The sequence below is a fragment of the Hungatella effluvii genome (assembly GCF_003201875.1).
GTDB lineage: Bacteria > Bacillota > Clostridia > Lachnospirales > Lachnospiraceae > Hungatella > Hungatella effluvii.
The window spans coordinates 526,373-545,383 of the sequence record NZ_QJKD01000001.1; the positions used below are offsets into that span (position 1 = coordinate 526,373).

The 19,011-nt window shown below is 47.5% G+C and carries 18 protein-coding genes; 1 reads left to right on the forward strand and 17 read right to left on the reverse strand.

Going from position 1 to position 19,011, the window contains the following annotated elements; translation table 11 throughout:
• Positions 1 to 380: 380 nt before the first annotated feature.
• From DFR60_RS02180 to DFR60_RS02220, 9 genes are read right to left on the reverse strand one after another with little or no spacing between them, the layout of a single operon-like run.
• On the reverse strand, positions 381 to 1,208 hold the full coding sequence (locus DFR60_RS02180) for a PTS system mannose/fructose/sorbose family transporter subunit IID (protein WP_055656431.1): 828 nt from the start codon (positions 1,206 to 1,208) through the stop codon (positions 381 to 383).
• Positions 1,205 to 1,999 (reverse strand): PTS mannose/fructose/sorbose/N-acetylgalactosamine transporter subunit IIC, encoded by a 795-nt coding sequence (locus DFR60_RS02185; protein ID WP_110321410.1) that lies wholly within the window; start codon positions 1,997 to 1,999, stop codon positions 1,205 to 1,207. The genes DFR60_RS02180 and DFR60_RS02185 overlap by 4 nt, the downstream gene beginning before the upstream one ends.
• Before the next feature lie 21 nt (positions 2,000 to 2,020).
• On the reverse strand, positions 2,021 to 2,518 hold the full coding sequence (locus DFR60_RS02190) for a PTS sugar transporter subunit IIB (RefSeq protein WP_110321411.1): 498 nt from the start codon (positions 2,516 to 2,518) through the stop codon (positions 2,021 to 2,023).
• 14 nt (positions 2,519 to 2,532) lie between these two features.
• Positions 2,533 to 2,964, reverse strand: a complete 432-nt coding sequence (locus DFR60_RS02195) for a PTS sugar transporter subunit IIA (protein ID WP_110321412.1) — start codon at positions 2,962 to 2,964, stop codon at positions 2,533 to 2,535.
• 27 nt (positions 2,965 to 2,991) lie between these two features.
• Complete coding sequence (locus DFR60_RS02200) at positions 2,992 to 3,624, reverse strand: RpiB/LacA/LacB family sugar-phosphate isomerase (protein WP_110321413.1); 633 nt, start codon at positions 3,622 to 3,624, stop codon at positions 2,992 to 2,994.
• An 18-nt stretch (positions 3,625 to 3,642) separates the two neighbouring features.
• Positions 3,643 to 4,527, reverse strand: coding sequence for a class II fructose-bisphosphate aldolase (locus DFR60_RS02205; protein ID WP_110321414.1), 885 nt, complete (start codon positions 4,525 to 4,527; stop codon positions 3,643 to 3,645).
• 1 nt (position 4,528) lies between these two features.
• Positions 4,529 to 5,494, reverse strand: a complete 966-nt coding sequence (locus tag DFR60_RS02210; protein ID WP_110321415.1) for a transketolase family protein — start codon at positions 5,492 to 5,494, stop codon at positions 4,529 to 4,531.
• Positions 5,491 to 6,327, reverse strand: a complete 837-nt coding sequence (locus DFR60_RS02215; protein ID WP_110321416.1) for a transketolase — start codon at positions 6,325 to 6,327, stop codon at positions 5,491 to 5,493. The genes DFR60_RS02210 and DFR60_RS02215 overlap by 4 nt, the downstream gene beginning before the upstream one ends.
• A gap of 15 nt (positions 6,328 to 6,342) precedes the next feature.
• Positions 6,343 to 7,470 (reverse strand): iron-containing alcohol dehydrogenase family protein, encoded by a 1,128-nt coding sequence (locus tag DFR60_RS02220; RefSeq protein ID WP_110321417.1) that lies wholly within the window; start codon positions 7,468 to 7,470, stop codon positions 6,343 to 6,345.
• A 509-nt stretch (positions 7,471 to 7,979) separates the two neighbouring features.
• On the opposite strand from DFR60_RS02220, the gene DFR60_RS02225 reads away from it, so the two are divergent.
• Positions 7,980 to 8,804, forward strand: coding sequence for a DeoR/GlpR family DNA-binding transcription regulator (locus tag DFR60_RS02225; RefSeq protein ID WP_110321418.1), 825 nt, complete (start codon positions 7,980 to 7,982; stop codon positions 8,802 to 8,804).
• Between the two features lie 79 nt (positions 8,805 to 8,883).
• Here the strand turns inward: DFR60_RS02225 and spoIVB are convergent, their stop codons facing one another.
• The 8 genes from spoIVB to DFR60_RS02265 all read right to left on the reverse strand — a co-directional run bounded on the left by spoIVB (position 8,884) and on the right by DFR60_RS02265 (position 18,996).
• Positions 8,884 to 10,164, reverse strand: coding sequence for a SpoIVB peptidase (gene spoIVB / locus DFR60_RS02230; protein ID WP_110321419.1), 1,281 nt, complete (start codon positions 10,162 to 10,164; stop codon positions 8,884 to 8,886).
• Positions 10,165 to 10,311: 147 nt separating this feature from the next.
• Positions 10,312 to 11,706, reverse strand: coding sequence for an MATE family efflux transporter (locus tag DFR60_RS02235; protein ID WP_110321618.1), 1,395 nt, complete (start codon positions 11,704 to 11,706; stop codon positions 10,312 to 10,314).
• A gap of 31 nt (positions 11,707 to 11,737) precedes the next feature.
• Positions 11,738 to 13,003, reverse strand: a complete 1,266-nt coding sequence (locus tag DFR60_RS02240) for an endo-1,4-beta-xylanase (RefSeq protein ID WP_110321420.1) — start codon at positions 13,001 to 13,003, stop codon at positions 11,738 to 11,740.
• 130 nt (positions 13,004 to 13,133) lie between these two features.
• On the reverse strand, positions 13,134 to 14,087 hold the full coding sequence (locus DFR60_RS02245; protein WP_110321421.1) for an AEC family transporter: 954 nt from the start codon (positions 14,085 to 14,087) through the stop codon (positions 13,134 to 13,136).
• Positions 14,088 to 14,116: 29 nt separating this feature from the next.
• On the reverse strand, positions 14,117 to 15,073 hold the full coding sequence (locus DFR60_RS02250) for a 2-hydroxyacid dehydrogenase (RefSeq protein ID WP_110321422.1): 957 nt from the start codon (positions 15,071 to 15,073) through the stop codon (positions 14,117 to 14,119).
• 31 nt (positions 15,074 to 15,104) lie between these two features.
• The gene (locus tag DFR60_RS02255; RefSeq protein ID WP_110321423.1) at positions 15,105 to 16,082 is read right to left on the reverse strand and encodes a D-2-hydroxyacid dehydrogenase; all 978 of its coding nucleotides are present in this window, start codon (positions 16,080 to 16,082) and stop codon (positions 15,105 to 15,107) included.
• Positions 16,083 to 16,085: 3 nt separating this feature from the next.
• Positions 16,086 to 16,988 carry a sugar phosphate isomerase/epimerase family protein gene (locus tag DFR60_RS02260; protein WP_110321424.1) on the reverse strand — a complete coding sequence of 301 codons (903 nt, stop codon included), beginning with the start codon at positions 16,986 to 16,988 and terminating at the stop codon, positions 16,086 to 16,088.
• Positions 16,969 to 18,996 carry an alpha-amylase family protein gene (locus DFR60_RS02265; protein WP_110321425.1) on the reverse strand — a complete coding sequence of 676 codons (2,028 nt, stop codon included), beginning with the start codon at positions 18,994 to 18,996 and terminating at the stop codon, positions 16,969 to 16,971. The genes DFR60_RS02260 and DFR60_RS02265 overlap by 20 nt, the downstream gene beginning before the upstream one ends.
• Positions 18,997 to 19,011: the final 15 nt, after the last annotated feature.

Sequence of the window (19,011 nt, forward strand, 5' to 3'; positions counted from 1 at the left end):
GCCCCCGAATTGCCGCAATGGAATTCTGTCGCATTTTTCGACAAAAGGCGGGCGTTTTTCCCACATTTTCCTCCGATGGCCCCCGAAGTGAAATAATCACCCTTCGATCCAAATCCAGGCCTGGTCACAAAATCCGACAGACTTCATTTTTATGTAAATGTTGAAATTTGTGGCTCGGTGTCGGGAAAAACCTTCTTGCGTGATTATCGGAATATTCTACCATATTATGGTGCTTTTTGAAAGGTATTAAGATTTATTTCTGACATTAAAACGGCAAAGGCCCAGTAATTCGGGAACCTTTGCCATTCTGTGTTAAATAATTGTTTATTTATGTTGAGAGAGGAGCCTGTCCTGCAGGGCCTCGACCTGGCAGGCAGTCTTTAAACAACCCCCAACAAAGCCAGAATCATAGCGAGTGCCAGAACCAGAAGCATGATTATATTAATATTGATTTTCTTCATCTGCGCATATAAGCAGCCCAGAGTCAGTGACAGAGGTACCAGCCCTTTGAAGATAGAATCCAGATACGTCTGAACCGTAATTGGATCGGCATTCTCAACGGGAATGGCAAGCGCACACTTAAAGGTAACTGTAGATGCCACCATCGCTCCGATCATAACAAGGCCCAAAATACTGGCGGCCTTTGTAAGGATCTGTATTGTTCCGCTCTTTTGCATATCCGATAAAAACGTTGTACCAAGGCTGAATCCCTTATAGGTTAAATAATACCGACAGATAAATGCGGGCACATTAAAGATGAGAAGGAAAGAGATCGGAGCCAGAATTGAACCACTGGCAGCAAAAGTTATTGCAATACTCGCGGCCAGAAGCCGTAGGACTCCCCAGAAAATCGAATCGCCGATTCCCGACATTGGTCCCATCAGGGAGGTCTTTACCGCGGATATGGAACTGGTATCAAAGGTACTGTCTTCCGATGCTTTCTTCTCCATGGATGCAACCAGCCCCATACAGAAGGTGGACACGTGTTGTGTCATATTAAAATATGTAGTGTGGCGCATCAGTGCCTGGCGGTAGCCCTCCTGATCATCCTTATAGTAGCGCCGAAGAGCCGGCAGAATGCTGTTAATAAATCCAACGGCATGCATTCTCACCTGACCGCCGCAGCGGCCTGATGATAAGAACATGGATCTCCAGAAAATGGAGTTCAGCATCTTTCTGTCTTCTTTTGACATTGTGTTCTGTTTCATGCGAAGAAATCCTCCTCTCTGTCAACTGGTGTTACGGCTGTTCTGGTCTCCTGAAGCTTATGAAGCTCCATATCCCGCAATGCAACCGAAATTACCAGAATAATTGCCAGTGCCGCAATGGCGACCTGCGGAAGTCCTAAATATACAACCATAATGAATCCCAGGAAGAAATAGATTGCCAGCTGTTTGTTCCAAAGCATTTTCATGAGGATTGAAAGACCCACTGCCGGGAGGAATTTTCCAGCGGTATTAAGTCCTGTCAGAACTACTGCCGGAATACTGTTAATCGCGGCTTCGATGGCTGCGCCGCCTGCCAGCAGACCAGCGAACATGCATAGAGCCACGATAAAGAATCGGATAAACCACATCGTAAAGTTCATGGTAATAAGACCCTTATCGTTGCCCTTTTCAGCGAGGCGGTCGATAATAGGCGCTGTGAAGTTATATAAAACATTGTTGATAATCATGAAAAGGAAGGCTGAAAAAACGCCAACCGGAACGGATAAAGCCAGCGCCGCGTCCGCGCTGATATTTTCCATGGTTGCCATAACTACTGCAAAGGTTGCCGCAGCTGCAGGCTCTGCCGAAATATTTCCCCCAATATTCACAGAACCCATGAAGATCGCCTCGACCGCGGCTCCCACAATGATTCCTGTCTTAATATCCCCTAAAAATAAACCCGTGATAAATCCGACCACGATTGGCCGCTCCGTCATGGACTGTGCAAACAGCCAGTTGCCTCCATAACAGATAAAATACGCTAATGCTGCTAAAAATGCACGTAAAACCATTTACTGTTTCCCCCTCTCTGATCAATGCCCCTTTAACAGGTCTTTTACCGGTTTTTTTGCATCACTTGGTATTACCTGCTGATATGCAGGAATATCCATAGCAGCCAATTCTTTCAGCGCCTCCAGCTCTGCCCTATTCACAATGATTGTACTTGATAATACCTGTTTCTCCGATGACGGTGACGTATCAAACCTGCCGACATTTGCCACATTTACCGACTGTATCATGCCCGGACAGGCCTTTACGATTTTCACCGCATCAGCGATACAGTTTGTTAATACGAAAATACTGCTCTCTGTCGCTCTCGGATCATGGAACAGTTTAACCGCATCATCCACAGTCTTGATTAAAAGCTTGATTCCTGTCGGAACCGCCATCTGCAGCGACACGTTCGTCACTTCATCTGTCACCGCCTTGTCATTAGCCACCACAATTCGGTTGGTTCCGAAGGCTTTGCTCCAGACCAGCGCGATCTGACCGTGAATCAGACGGTCATCAATCCTTAACGATGGTATCATTGTCTTACCTCCTCCTAAAAAAAGTCATTTTCTGTTGTGTATACGTGATTTTTCTTCAGCTCTTCAAGCGATATGACCTCCGGCTGAGCCATCTCTATCATTGCCTTTATTTCTTCCGGTGTCTTCACATCGTCCTCCACCAGAAGGCCGACGAGAAGCGGCAGATTGACATTAGTAACCAGAACCGTCCTCTTATCGAAACCGTCTAAGGCGGCCATCACCTTCTGATTTACGCTCCCGGCTTTGATATCTGTAAATATGTATGCCTCATCCCCCTCCTGCATCCCACCGAGAAACAACTCCAAATCACGCTCATAGTTCTCATCTGCCTCCCCAACATATGCATCGATAACTGTAATATCATCCGCTTTATTCAAAAACAGTTTCAGCGCCGATTTTAATCCACTGGCTATGCGGCCATGTGTTGCAATCAGTATATGTCTCACTCACACACCTCCTTTCTCCTCGTATGATTAAATCAAAGCTATGTAACGCCGGATTTCCGAATCTGGTGTATGGACAAAATACTGACTTTTAAAATTCTTTCCGCTGACCGTATTTTCAAGGATATCTCTGTCCACCTCCTTTAAGACCGTCATCATGTCTTTTGACACCTGCCCCTTAACCCTTTCGAAGCCTTCCCGGAACTGTCTCTGAACCGCTCCCCGCTCAGGCGGATATCCGACTCCGTGGCGGCAGGAAAACAGTTCCCGGAACACGTATTTCAGATTCAGATCCGCACACCATCCAAAATCTTTAGCAAACGGCATGGAAATGGCATTTCCACTGTTAATCTGTGTAAACAGAAAAGCGTCGGCAGACTCCTTCACATAGCCACAGTATACATTTGGATAGATATTGGAGGCCAGGCAGGCTCCCTCCCCCGTTCCGCACCCTGTGATGACAAAGTCTGCCGTTTGACTGTTCAACAGAATCGCTGCCAATAATCCCGCTTCCACATAGCTGATCACATAGTCCGGATCATCCTCGCTCATACCATAATTAAATGCCTCGTGCCCAAGAGGTTCAACCGTTTCCTTCAGTGTCTCAAAGATCAGTCTGTTTTTCGATACCTGGCTGCTCTCATTAATTAAAGCAATTTTCATATTGCCGTCTCCTTTCGGTCAGTCGAATTCCGCTCCCGCCGTTCTCTCAAAGGTATAACGCATGCTGGAGCCAATCATACGCATATAACTCTTAATAAAATCTTTCATGGCGTCTTCACAGCGCATGCACAGATCCATATAGCCGTATTCCGGATTCTCTTTCAGCGCCTGGCCTGTCTCTGCTACCGCATGGGCCATGACATCTGTATTTACATTGATCTTGTTAATTCCGCAGGCAACCGCTTTTCTGATATTCTCTTCCCCTGCTCCGCTGCCTCCGTGCAGCACCAGGGGTATATCAAGCGTATTGGCAAGCAGAGTAAGACGCTCAAAATCCAGTTTTGGAATCATCCCCTTCGGATAACTTCCATGGGCCGTACCTATGGCGACCGCCAGACAGTCGCAGTGGGTCCGCTTCACAAATTCCCTGGCCTGTTCCGGATTTGTATAATAATCACTGTTGGAATCATCACCCGCGTCCGCATTACCCACATGGCCAAGCTCCGCTTCACAGGATTTACCGCATCCGTGGGCCAGTGCTGCAATCATCTGTGTACGCCTGACATTCTCCTCAAAATCGCAGGATGAGGCATCAATCATGACGCTGGAAAAACCAGACTGCAGGGCCGTCACAAAATCCTGATATGCGGCTCCATGATCCAGGTTAAAAGCCACCGGTACCGCCGCACGTTCCGCTATGGAACGCACCATGGGCGTCAGTACATAGCTGTGTCCGTGCTCTCTCATCTGTCTTGGAGAAATATTTAAGATAATCGGTGAACACTCCTCCTCAGCACTCTCCACACATGCCTTAACCTGCTCCATATTTACACAGTTTACAGCCATCACTGCATATTTATTTTCATGAGCATGGTTCAGCATTTCTTTCATTGAAACAAACATATTACAATCCTCCCTTTTCCTTGTTTCTTACCAGTTCGGCAGCGGCCGCGGCAATATCTTCGGCTGCCATGTGAAATGCATTCAAAAGTTCCTCCACATGGCCAATCTGCCCGAAACAGTCCTGCACTCCGATCCGTTTCATCGGTCTTGGCAGGTGCTCCGCCAGACATTCCGCCGCAGCGCTGCCAAGTCCATTGTAAATACTCCCATTTTCCGCAGTCACCACACAGCCGGTCTTTGCTGCGCTCTCTATAATAAGCCTGGTATCCAAAGGCTTTATTGTATGGATGTTGATTATCTCCGCCTGTATCTGCTGTTCTTCCAGAAGCTCCGCCGCCTTAAGCGCCTCCGCTACCATAATTCCGGACAACAGAATTGTAACATCACTTCCTTCTCTTAGTACAATTCCTTTTCCAAGTCTGAAGTCAGTCTCTTCCTCGGTAAAAATTCTGGTGGCATTGGGACGGAACAGCCGTATGTAAACAGGTGTTTCCAGATTAATAATCTGCGGAAAAACAGCTCGCAGCTGCCGACTGTCAACCGGTTCAAAGATTGTCATTTCCGGAATACTTCTCATGATTCCCACGTCATCCATGGCCATATGAGTGCCGCCGTTCAGCTCGGTGGTGATGCCTGGATCCGAACCGCACATTTTTACATTGCAGCCTGCGTAGGCCACGCTCTGGTTTATCTGATCACAGCAACGTCGGGAAGCAAATACTGCAAAGGTATGTGTAAACGGTATTTTCCCCATGAGTGACAGCCCTGCAGCTACGCAGATCATATTGGCCTCTGCGACTCCCACATCAAAGGTCCGGTCCGGGAATTCCTGCTGAAACTTGTCCGTAGAACCGCTTTTCATCAGATCTGCCTCCACGATTACGATGCGCGGATCTTTCCTGCCGTACTCCACAAGAAGGTCTGAGTAAACCTCCTTAAGCGGTCTTTCTTCTCTCTCATAGATCATAGACACACCTCCCGGCCTTCTATTTCTGCCAGCGCTTTCACATACATTTCTTCCGTGATATTCATACTGTGGCTCTCCAGTTTATTTTCAGCAAAATATGCTCCCTTTCCCTTTGCTGTATTTAAGATAATCATGGACGGCTTCCCCTTTGTTTTTCGGGCTGTCTCAATGGCGAAATCAATTGCTCCAATATCGTGACCATCAATACTCTGCACATGCCATCCGAATGACTCCCATTTCTTATCCAGAGGCTCCAAATCATTCACGTCCCCGATATATCCGTCAATCTGCATCTTATTATAGTCGGTAAATGCAATAAAATGATCCAGTCTTCTGCTTCCTGCAAGCATTGCCGTCTCCCAGATTAATCCTTCCTGGCTTTCCCCATCGCCGATGATTGCATAGATAAAACAGTCCTTCTTATCCAGCTTCGCCCCCAGTGCCATCCCTGCTGCTGCCGCAAACCCTTGTCCCAGGCTTCCCGTCGACATATCGATGCCTCTGGTCAGCTTCCTGTCACAGTGGCTCGGAAGCATGCTGCCGAAATGGTTCATGGTCTCAAGCTCGGAAGGATCAAGAAACCCCCGCAGTACCAGGGCCGCATAAACCACAGGTCCCGCATGGCCTTTGGAAAGCACGAACCGGTCCCGGTCGTCCCACAGCGGATCATCCGGCCGCACATTCATCTGTTTAAAATACAGGACACTCATCACCTCGCAGAGAGACAATGCGCCTCCAATATGGCCTTTTCCGACCTTTGCAATACTTGTAAGCGTCAGCTTACGAATCTCTTTTGCCTTTTGTTCCAGTTCTTTATTTTCTGCACAGATCATAGAAACAACTCCTTTTCAGTAAACCGATTTTAGCAGGTCAAACACCGTCTCTTCTGTCATGAACGCAGGCGTCAGCGAAAGCTGTGGATAATAATTCATTGCATCTTTCGCAATGCCTGAAAGTTCCTCTGCCTTCGTCCCGATTTCCCTCAAAGCGACCGGCATCTCCAATGATCTCATAAGATCACATACACCATCTGCCAAAGCTTCCACATCGATATATCCCAGTGCCTCCGCCAGCGTCTGCATCTTCTTTCCCGCCTTCTCAACGCTGATTCGTATAAAAGCCGGCAGCGTAACGGCACATCCGGTTCCATGAGGAACGTGGTATCTTGCTGTCAGCGGATAGCTCAGCACATGTGCCCCCGTAGTCCGTGTCTGCCCGAATGCAAGTCCCGCCAGAAGGCTGGCAGTACATAAATTCTCCCGTGCAGCTCCATCTTCCGGCAAGCGGTACGCTGTAAGCAGATTATCGAGAATCAGCTTCATCGCCTGTACAGCAAAGGAGTCACTGATCGGCTGGCTGTTTAAATTCCAATAGGCTTCTATAGCATGGCAGAATGCATCCATGCCCGTATTCGCAGTCACGCTGCGTGGCATAGTATAAGTATATTTCGGATGAATTACGGCAAGATCGGCATAAAATTCCGGACAGACCACCGGTCTCTTTTCTCCCGTCTCCGAATCGGTATAGACCCCCACATTAGTGACCTCGCTGCCCGTTCCCGCTGTAGTAGGAATCAGAATCAGACGAACGGTTCGTTTTCCGAAGCTTTTCCCCTTTCCTGCATAGTCTCCGATCACACCGCCGGATGAAGCCAGACAGGCCGCCGCTTTGGCTGTATCCATACTGCTTCCTCCTCCGATTCCAATTACAGTTTTAGCTTCATGCTCCCGGATCATAGCCGCACATGCATTCACTGTATCTGTCGATGGATTCGGCTCAACCTTTGAAAAATAGGAAACGTCTGCATTTCCCAGTCTGTCCCCTGTCCGCCCGGCTACCCCCGATTCATAGAGAAATGGATCGGTCACTATGACTATGGATTCCCCTGCGATTTCTTCTCTGATATCCGGTTCCGCTTCTGTGAAAAGAATCCTGACGGGCATCCAGTATTGAAAACTTGAGTTCTGATTTTCCATTATTTTCCTTTCTTTCGTTTTTATTTCTTTTTTCTGTTTGTTAGTTTCTTTTCTCGACTTTATCTTAGCTGTTTTTTTATTTTTTGTCAATATTCATTCATTTTATCGCTATATTTTTAGTTATTTTTACATGTATGTAAATTATTTATGTATTTTTATTTGCTTTTTATATTTCGTTTTAATCGTTATTTATTATTTTTCCTTCACTTTCTTTTCTTTTTCAAATGTATACCATCATTTTCACTAATATTTTTGGATTTTATTTTGCAATCGAAATTTTTATCTTACTTTTTTTTCGTTTTTCTCTTGTGTTTTTTACAAAAATCATGTATTCTAAAATTAAATAGAAGAAAAAATAATATTAGAAAGTATACTTATTTCATTTTTTGTGTTTATATATGGGATATGAAAAGAAGTGAATTAATAATTGGAAGATTGAATTGGAAATACGAGATAACTTTAGTTGTTATTTCAAAAAGATCAGAGTAAGAAAGGAAAATAAATGACTTATGAACAGCCGAGAAAAATATATTCTGCAGGCTCTGCAGAAAACCGGGTCCATATCCCTGTCTGAACTGTCCAGTACATTGGGTGTTTCGCTGGTAACGATAAGAAAAGACGTAGCAAATCTGGAGGCAAAGGAACTTGTCTCCAGACAGCATGGCAGCGTTTCGCTGCCCTATCAATATGAAAACAATCAAATCCCCTTCAGTCTTCGTGAAGCGTTTAATGAACAGGACAAAAAACTGATTGCCAAGGCCGCCGCCACGCTGATTCATCCAGATGACGCCATAGCTCTTGATTCCGGGACCACTACGTATATGATCGCCAACGAAATCAAATCCTTACCACCGGTCAATATCGTTACCAATTCTATCCGGGCCGCCATGGCACTGGAGCAAAGCCACCATACCATATTTCTCGCCGGAGGCCAGGTGCTCAGCCGCAGTATGTGTACCGTCGGCCCGGAGGCGGAAAAGATATTTTATCAGATCAGACCTGATAAGGTGTTCATCGGCACTACTGGTATTTCAAGTGATTTAAACCTGACTGCTTCCTTAAATATTGAAGTAGGTGTAAAGCAGGCTATGATTCAGGTCGCAAGGCAGGTGATTCTTGTCACTTCCAGTCAGAGTTTTCACAGAAACCGGATGTTTATCTTTGGGAGTGCCTCACAGATACACTGCATTATTACAACGCATCCCGAGCCACCGGCGGAGATTCTGGAACAGATCGCAGAGCATAATATTCACCTTGTCTACGCGGATGATCCCGAATCCGTGAAGAGTCTGGAGAACTGGGATAAGAATATGGGAAGGCGGAACGGCATATAAAACTTCTTAAATGTACGCAAAGATCGAGGAAGCTCAGAGCGGCATCCTCGATTTTTGCGTATTACATATTTTGTTCCTATTATTCTGCCGCCTCCAGCATATTCTCAATAAAGATCCCATACCCTCTCGTACTATCCTGAATAAACACATGAGTCACCGCCCCAATCAACTTCCCATCCTGGATAATCGGGCTTCCGCTCATTCCCTGCACAATCCCCCCGGTAATTGCCAGCAACTCCGGATCAGTAACCTTAATCACCATTCCCTTATTCTTATGCGTCGTTGTATAATCCACCTTCTGAATCTCGATCTCGTAATCTTTCACAACACCAGAAACATCGCTTCTTATATAAGCAGTCCCCTTCTTAACATCCTGGCGGTATCCGATTGGTATCGCGTCTGCTTTTGCGGTCTGCTTAAACCGTTCATTGACCGTACCAAATATTCCCTCTTCCGTATTGGAATGAATCGTTCCCAACACCGATCCCGGACCGTAGTAGATCACTCCGCTCATGACTCCCGGCTTTCCGAAAGTTCCCTTTTCGATTCCTAAAATGGAAGTTTCATATAGTGCGCCGTCCTCAATCTGGACGACTCCGCCTGTGTCACTGTCGCTGATCCCATGTCCCAGCGCCCCAAAATTACCATTCATGTCAATATAAGTCATGGTTCCAATACCCTGAGTATCGTCACGGACCCAGACGCCCAGCTTCGGATTTCCATCCTCTCCCTCCACCGGAGTCATCTTCACTTCGATCTCCTGATCTCCGCGCCGGACTGCCAAAACCGCCTCGCTGGTACCATTTTTGTTTAATTCTGTAACCAGCGCTTCCTTATCCTTTAAAGGTGTTCCATTAAATGCCTCAATATAGTCCCCCGACTGAAGCACTCCAAAGGCCGGCTCTACAATCATACCGTCTTTCTTCGTTATATCCCCCGTACCAATCACCATAATCCCATCAGATTTTAAGTAAATTCCCACTGGAGTTCCGCATGGAATGGCGTATTTCGTATCCACCACATCCACCTGGATATCCTTTAGCTGGAGCCAGCCAAAAAGCTTCAAGCCAATCTTGTAGCTTCCCTGATTTTCTGAATATACAGAAAACGGCTGGTTCACGGAAAGGTTAATCTGATCCGTCGGAATATTGGAACCATTACTTAAAACCACTTCCTCACTGTCTGAAGACAGCGTCACTCCAAAAGGCATGGAGAAATGAAACTGCTCTTCTTCTTCAGCTACGACATTCAGCTTGTCCGGTATCACCCACTTCATATAGAAATAAGAGAAGCCGATGCAAAACACCAGGCTCACCCAAAACGCAGCCACCACATATCTGTGGAATTTTTTTCCCGTCATCTCACATACCTCCTTATAAAAAATGAAAGGAGACAATTTTTTGCTCCTTTCATAGTATGTGAGAAATCGGTAAAAACACTCTGTCATATTTTAGTTGTAACTAATTTCTTTTAAAACCAGAATTGATTTTACGTAAAATCGTTCTTGTCAGAATTTGCATACATTTTTCTCTGTTTGAACATAATTATTAACGGATATTCCCGGATATCCTCTCATCCACTTTTTCTGTTTATAGCGTACCACGCTGGCCAGGGCGGTCAGGCTCCATGTAAATCCGGTCGTCAGCCAGACTCCCCACATGCCGATCCCGGTAATCCTGGTCAGCACCATGGAAAAGAAAAAGCGGCAAAATACCTCAACAATTCCATTCATCATGGAATAGGCCGCGTCTCCGGCTCCATTAGACAGGCCCCGGATTAAGTAGATCACACCCAGCGGAAAGTAAAAAAAGCTTGTAATTTTCAGCGCATTTACGGCGATATCGAGAATTTCTGTATCATTGCCAAACAGCCGTAAAATCAAATGACCGCCAAAACGCATGAGAAAAAGCATGACCGCGCTGAAACCGGCGGAAAAAATAAGTCCGGTCCTTAGCCCCTGTCTTACCCGCTTAATCCGGCCCGCTCCCATATTCTGGCCCGTAAACGTCGAAATGCCGGAGGCCATAGAGCTGTATGGCTGGCCGATCAGCTGTTCCAGCCTGGTTGTCATGGTATATGCGATAGCCACACTGGGACCAAATCCGTTGGCAACGCCCTGAAGGCAGGAGGTTGATACGGCTATAAGCGCATTTTGAAAGGTGACCGGAACACCGAGACGGATACACTGGCCAAGAATGTCCCGATCCAGAATCATATCTTTTCTTTTTACTTTAAAGTAAGGATTCACCCGAAAAGCAAAAATCATACATCCCACTGCACTGGTTCCCTGAGCAATCACGGTTGCTATCGCCACACCATAGACTGCCATATTAAAATAGAGAACAAACAGCAAATCAAGTCCAATGTTTAAAAGACTTGCCAGCACGAGAAAAATCAGTGGTGTTTTCGAGTCGCCCAATGCCCGCAGCATGGCTGCGACTCCATTGTAGGCTGCCACTGCTGCCATTCCGCAGGATACGGTTCTTAAATATGTAACGGAATCCCCAATGTATTCCGTTGGCGTCCGGAGAAGCCTGAGAGCCGGTTCTGCCAGCAGATATCCCATTCCTCCCATTAACACAGACACGACTGTCAATAGAAAAAATCCGTTTATAATCGTTTTTTTAACTTTAACTTCCGACTGGGCTCCAAAATACTGGGCCATAATCACGCCAATTCCAAGGGCCATCCCGGAACACAGAGAAAAGAAGAGGAAATTTAAAGAATTACAGGCCCCCACAGCGCCTAATGCCCGGGCGCCGACGTAATTACCGACAATAACAGAATCCGCCATGTTATAAAATTGCTGTATAATGTTTCCAACAAGCATGGGAGCCGAAAAGGCCAGAAGCTGTCCCGGGATATTGCCGGAAGTCATATCGTGTACATACTCAGACGCCACATTTATCACTTCCTTCCGAAAAATCATTCACTCAGTTCAGCGTAATTGCAATTTCTTCCTGCCGTCTCACACCTTCCTGCTTTCCGCCTTCTTGCCGCTTCCTTATTTCAAAGTTTTTAACCACTCCATCAATCACTGCTTCGTAGCGCCCGTTGAATCCGCATACTTCCACCCGCCCTGATTCATCGGTGCACTTTACTTCGCTGGTGTTCCATTCCTCTCTTATTAAATGTCTCAAAGCCTCATAGGCCGGTTTTTCTGAATTATCCGTTCTCACCAGACCGGCCGGAGCACCCAGCCACGCGCCGTCCTGAAATGCCCACGTGGTAATGGCTTCCACATGGGGATCTGCAAACAGAATTCGGTAAAATTCTTCTACGTTTTCAGCCTGTCTTGTTTCTCCCTCCGCCGTAGTCGGCCATTCTGCGATCTGGTAATCATTTAAATCTTCGATGTCAGGCGGCATCAGATGACCGGAAATAAATGTGTTTTCTGTAAAATGAACAGGAAGTCCAAAACGCGAAAACCGTGCCAGCACCTCAAGAAGCTTTTCTTTTCCCCAGTATCCCTGATGCTGATGCGACTGAATCCCAATCGCATCAATGGAAACGCCCGCTTCCAGGCACGCCTCTATTAATTCTTCATATTGGGGGCTGGTATTAAAATCATTTAAAAGCAGCACAGCGCCTGGATTACTGCGTCTCGCCTCTCCAAAAACATCCGAGACCAGCTGTACCCGTCCCAGTTCCCTGCAGATGCGGGTGATTCCATTATCATATTTGTCAAATACCGGCATGATTACGACCTCATTGATCACATCCCACATATCAATCAGTCCCTGGAATTCCGTAACCTCCCTCCGGATCCGCGCCAGCTGCTTCTTCAAAATGTCCTGATTGGCAAGATTTAAAAGCCATGGCGCTGTCTGGGTATGCCAGCACAGTGGGTGTCCCTTTACTTTAACGCCTCTCTCTTTCAACCAGAGAGCTGCCTGCCTGACCGCTTCCGCTCTCGTATTTCCTTCTGATGCCTCAAACTGTCCCCAATAAAACGGCAGCGTCGCAAAGTTAAAAAGTTCCAGCCACTTCTCCATGCGTTCTTCATAGAATGCCCGTTTTTCCGGTTCAGAATCACGGTCTGTGATGTTCAGCGTCTCAAATGCGCCGCATCCAAACAGGAAACTGTGACCCGTCTGCCGGATCTCCACCTCCCTTTTACTGACCGGACTTCCATCCGGCCTTTGAACCGTTATCACAACACTGTTTTTCCGGTGTTTCAAATAATCAGTCTTCTCCATTTTGAATCCTCCCACTTCTTATATTTTTTATCCTCTCCATATTGTTTTCTCATTCCATATCGTTTCCCCATTCCTTTACCGCTTCCCATACCCTTTCAGCGCAACGCCAATTCCTGTCCTCGTTTCCCAACTATCCAATCCCCACAATCCCCGCAGCCGCCACTACAAACGGAATCGTTATGATGCAAAGCAAAGTGGTAACCGTAAATATCTGGGATGCATATGCTCCGTCTTTTCCATATGTGAGTGCAAACATGGTACAGCAGGCGCCTACAGGACAGGATGCTGCAATTAACGTTGTCAAAAGTAAAACCGGGGAAAACGGCAGAAACTGAAACAGCAGAATAAGACAGAATGGAATGATCAGCAGTCTGATCATGGATATATAATAGATTCTTACATTTCCAACGCAGGAGCGCAGACTGGTCTGCCCCAGCGCGGCTCCAGCAACCAGCATGGCCAGGGGAGTATTCATACTCCCGATGCTGCTTAACGCTTCGACCACCGTATCCGGGAGAAGTATCTGAAACGCAAAGCAGAACAACCCCAGCAGCACTCCGATAATAGCAGGAGAACAGAGATTCTTTATGGTTGTACGTCTGTCCGCTTTTCCCGTCATGAGTATCACGCCGTGAGTCCACAGAAACAGATAAAAGATCGTGAGATAGCCGGTCAGATAGAAGACTCCTTCGCTTCCAAACAGACTGTTAATCAGGGGGATTCCGATAAACCCGCAGTTGGAATAGACGGCACACAGCCTTTCGATCTGATAATTTTTATTTTCTTTTTTTCGGGTCAGAAGACCTGACTTGCCGCCTGCAGGGATAAGCAGACTGCAGACTGCGATCTGTAGAGCAAAACAGAGCAGCCCAAGAAGAAATGCCAAAATCAGATTTCGGATCAGCCTGCTGTCATATTCCATCTGGTAAGACACGAATATGACAACAGGATTGACCAGAAGCAGAAGCAGATTGGACAGTTTCCGGTTGCCCTCTTCATCAATCAGCTTCCATCGGCAGCACAGGATTCCGACAGCTAAAATGAGAAACATAACGGTTATTTTCTGAAAGACGATTCCTGTCATGTACTCCTATCCTTTCCCGAATAGCCGGATCAGAATTTACATACATTCTCCGGTTTTCCCTGAAGATATGCGTAAACATTATCAAACTCTATTTTTGCTCTCCGAACCATTGCTTCCTTTGTAGCAAAGGCGACATGAGGTGTCAGGAGAACGTTCTTTGCACTGCACAGCGGATAGTCCGCGGGAATCGGCGGCTCCATATCAAACACATCGATGGCGGCTCCAGCGATCCTGCCTTCATTCAGCGCCTTTGCCAGAGCCGCATTATCAACGATCGGCCCCCTTGCGCAGTTAATCAAAATTGCATCTTCCTTCATTTTCTCAATCTTTTCTCCGTCAAAAAATCCCTTTGTCATTTCATTTAACGGAAGATGAAGGGATACAATGTCACTTTCCTTTAATAAGGTATCGATATCTGCGAAGCGGATCCCGGCTTCCTTCCACTCTTCCTTTTCATGGCGGGAGTATGCCAGCACCTCGGCGCCAAATGCCTTGAACAGTCTTGCTGTCTTAAAACCAATCTGGCCGCAGCCTACGATGCCCACAGTTCTGCCGCAGATTTCCGTTCCGACAAGGCCAGCTGCAGTCCTGCCGTTTCTCACCGCGAAATCACCTTCCAGAATCTTTCTCATCACAGTTACTGCCATGCCTACAGCCAGTTCTGCCACCGACTGGTTGGAATAACCGGCACAGTTGAGAACTTCAATATTCTTCTCCCTGCAGGCTGCAAGTCCCACATGATCGATTCCTGTAAACGCCACTGCGATCACTTTTAAGCTGTCACTGGCCTGAATTACTTCATCAGGATAGGGATTGTTGGCAATCATCACTATTTCCTGTCCGGCAGAACGTCTCTTCAGTTCTTCCACGTCAGTGGTCTTCGTATCGTAATACGTAAATACGTGCCCTTCCTTTCTTAAGCCCTCTGCCAGGCTGTTGATCATCTCTTCCGGTACACCGATTGGCTCCAATAAACTGATATTCATTTCTTTTTCCTCCAAATTATATTGACTCCCGCTAATGAATGCGGGGTATTTCACTGACTACATGGACGGGTATCCCCGCCGCATACTTTTTTAAATTCTCTGCTGCAATCTTCATCAGACGTTCTCTGGCTTCCCTCGACGCCCAGGCAATATGTGGAGTGACAAGAATTCCTTCCACATCCAGAAGCGGGCTGTCTGCCCTCATAGGCTCTTCCTCCGCCACATCGACCGCAGCACCTGCTATGGTACCGTTTAATACTGCTTCTTTTAAGTCGTCCTCACAGATCAGAGGGCCGCGGGAGGTATTGATTACATATGCGCTCTTCTTCATCTTTCTGAATGAATCCTTATTCATCATATGCCGGTTCTTTTCTGTCAGAGGACAGTGCAGAGACACGAAATCCGAACTGCACAACAGGGTCTCGAGATCTACCACTCTTGCCGTCCCTCCCGGCAGCACACCGGGACCAAGATGGCCTGATGTCACCAGGACCTTCATGCCAAACGCCTCTGCCAGAGCTTTCGTCCGCTCCCCAATCCTTCCGTACCCTACAATTCCAAGGGTCTTTCCCGCCAGTTCTATGACTGGCTGCTTCCAGTAGCAGAAATCCCGGCTCCGCACCCAGTCACCATTCCTGACGCTCTCCTGGTGCACGCCAACATGGTTGCAAAGTTCCAGAATTAACGCCATCGTATGCTGCGCCACGGAATCAGTACTGTAGGCGGGCACATTTGTCACGGTAATGCCGTGTCTGCCGGCTGCCTCCAGATCCACAACATTATATCCGGTGGCCAGAACCCCTATATAACGCAGATTCCCGCACTTCGCCATCGTCTCCGCAGTCATAGGCGTCTTATTGGTCAGCACCGCCTCCGCAGTGCCTATTCTCTCCAGTATCTGTGATCCCTCTGTTCTGTCATAGACTGTCACCTCACCCAGCGCTTCGAATCCGCTCCAGCTTAAATCCCCCGGATTCTCCGTATATCCATCCAATATTACAATCTTCATTCTCTAATCCTCCAGCAGAGCCCATGCACGGTTAATCACCCGCTTCGTATTGGCCAGTATCAGATCCCCGTCTTCTCCTGGCCGCAGCGTCACCTCAAAGGACAGCACCAGAGGATCATCCTTCCTAAAAAAGCCCTCTTCCTTCAATACCTGAAAGAAATCAAGCAATTCAGGAGTGTCGTTGGCACTGCCCGGATATCCAAATCTCGGATGCTTATCACCGTATCCGTCACACCCTTCCTTCACCACCGCGTTTCCAATATGAAGATGGGTAATGTACGGTCTCAGAGTCTGAATAACAAACCGGCTCGTCTCATATGTGGTCGGGAAATGGGACAGATCCACCAAAAGGCCAAAATTCCTGCAAAAGCATCTGATTTCAGAGGCAAATCTCGCGGCATAAGGCGCAGGCCCTATGAGCGCTTTCTTATCCATATCGTAATCAAATACTTCCAGATTTACAGTCATATTTTTTGACGCTCCGTATCTGCATACGGCCAGTGTGGTTTTTTTTAGCTGTTCAAAGGCCTGTTCCCTCGTCTCCTCTTCCCATGCGCCGGACAGAAATGCAATTCCCTCCGCGCCAAGGTATTCCGCCTCATCGATGGAAGCGCAGAGAAAGGCTTCCGCTTCCTTCCGCTCTTCCTCCACAAGCGAGTTGGGATTTAATCCACGGCTTAAGAGCCCTGGCTGCGCGCCGAAGCATACAGTCATATGAGACTGGGCAAGAAGTGCCTTTGCTTCTGTTCTTTGTGTCTCGTTTTCGACCGACTTCACTTCTATTGCGTCAAAATAATCGTCGCTCAGGATCTTTTTTAACGGTTCTGTAAAACCATACTGGGCTGGCGGGTAACTCATCCATAGTATGGTTCCCATCCTGAAATACTTATGAATACTGTCTCTCATCGGCACTTCCTCCATCCTCAAATTCTATTCTCAGGGCATCGTACTCTGCCAGGCGGTCCAGCAGCAGAAACAGGGTTCCATTTTCCTTCCGCCACGTCACATGGCCTCCCATAAGACTTATAACACTTACCGGTATTTTTTCTGTTGGAATCTGCAGGCTTACCTGTTCCACCGGCAGCGGATCGAAAAATGTGAGACCAAAGGCGCCGCTGTTATTAACCAGCTGGATCAGGATATGACCACTGTCATCCTCAGATACGGTGACCTCTGCCATCGGTGTTAAGTCCGCAGCCACACTTACCAGGCCGCAGTGCTCTGTAAGAATATCTCTCATGATTCCAACTGTATTGGAATGGCCTGTTTTACTGTAGAAGCTTCCAGGAAGCCAGGGAAGAGTGAAATATCTCCCGGAACCGTACGTATAATCAATCAGGCCGGGATAGTCCCATACTTCCCGGGAATAACAGCATTCCGGCGGACCAAAGGGCTGAAGGGGTATCAGTTTTAGAAAAGTCTTCGCCGCTTCGTCCCACTCCAGGAAAAAGTAGGTGTCTCCCACTGGAACCGCATCGATGGCCTGATGAGAAGGAAATGCCTGTTTTTCTTCTTTTTCCAGAAGCAGCTGTGCAGACATGGCCTGCCGGTCTTCCTTTTCTAATTTCAGAATGCCGGAGCTTCTAAGGAATTTCGTACCTCCGCTTTCGGCGGGGGACTCTCTGATCCGGTTCTGCCCCGATGCGATTACGGTTCCGCCCCGCAGGACATATTCATCAATCCGATCTCCTTCCTGCTGCTCCAGTTCCCCCTCGTCAGCGAGAATTACCACCCGGTACCTGCTCAAATCTGCCTGCTTCATCGCGTCAGGCAAGATCTCCGCAAACGGAATATGTGCTTCCGTCAGAACGCGAATCCAGCCTTTTTCTTCTTCCGTGGCCACCCATCGGTCCTTTCTTCGCAGCAGAACACTGGCAGTCGAACGAAGATTCCGGTATACCGCATCATGTTTCTCACGAAATGCAAAAATACGTTTTACGGTTTCAAATGCGCTTCTGTCCGCCGCCGTATCAAGCCTTCCAATCAGATAGTAGTCCAGGGCTCCTAAGTTCGCCATATTCTGCCACAGACGCATGGCATGCAGAGCAGGACTCACCGACGCGTGGCGCAGACCGTAACCAGGATAGCTTACAGAGGTATTGGAACAGATAATTCCGGATGTGCCGTCACCAATGATTGCCCGGCAGTTGCTGGAAGCATGGTAGATCCAGTGGGGCAGGCGTGTGCTTACCTCTGTAGCCGCTTCAATCCTGGCGTAATCTACGTCGTCAAAACAGATCTCCCCGCTTATCCCCTTCAGGAAACCTGCCATCTTTTTCCGGTAATCTGTAAGCATGTGTTTCTGAAAGTCCTCATACTCACGCCAGGCAGGATCCTGCGAATCTCTTTGTTCCGGAAGTTCTTTTCCCGAGTAATTCCGAAACGCTTCGCGGCAGCTTCGGCAGTGGCAGAATCCATAATCCCGAAATTCATAATCCCTTGTCTGAAAGCCGCCCATGTTGCAGTACAGACCATCGAATGGGATCCGTCCGAAAAGCTCTTCCAGAATTTCAAAGGCGTATTTCTGCTGGTAATCTCCGCAGAGACACGTCTGGACAAAGCCATTTTGTTCCATTACATCGCCGTGTTCCGTTCGAAATGCCCATTCCGGATGCATTTCGTACACGTTTCGCCTTACCTTTGAAAAGTCGGCTCTGGCAATCACCCGTATACCATTTTCATGGCAGAGTTTCACGATTCTTTCCAGGCTGTCCCCTGTCAGATACGGATTTTTGCTGTGATACGGCAGTTTCGTATCGTATCCCGCGCTGATTCCCGCCGCATTGAGCAGGACAACCGTAGCATGGAAATCTTTTAAATCCGCAGCATACCGTTCCGCTGATAAATCCTGCATATCGATTTCCCGGAGATTCGTCTGAATCAGCCTCCACGGCTCTTCCTTCCACCATGGCATAATCTTCCCTCCCGT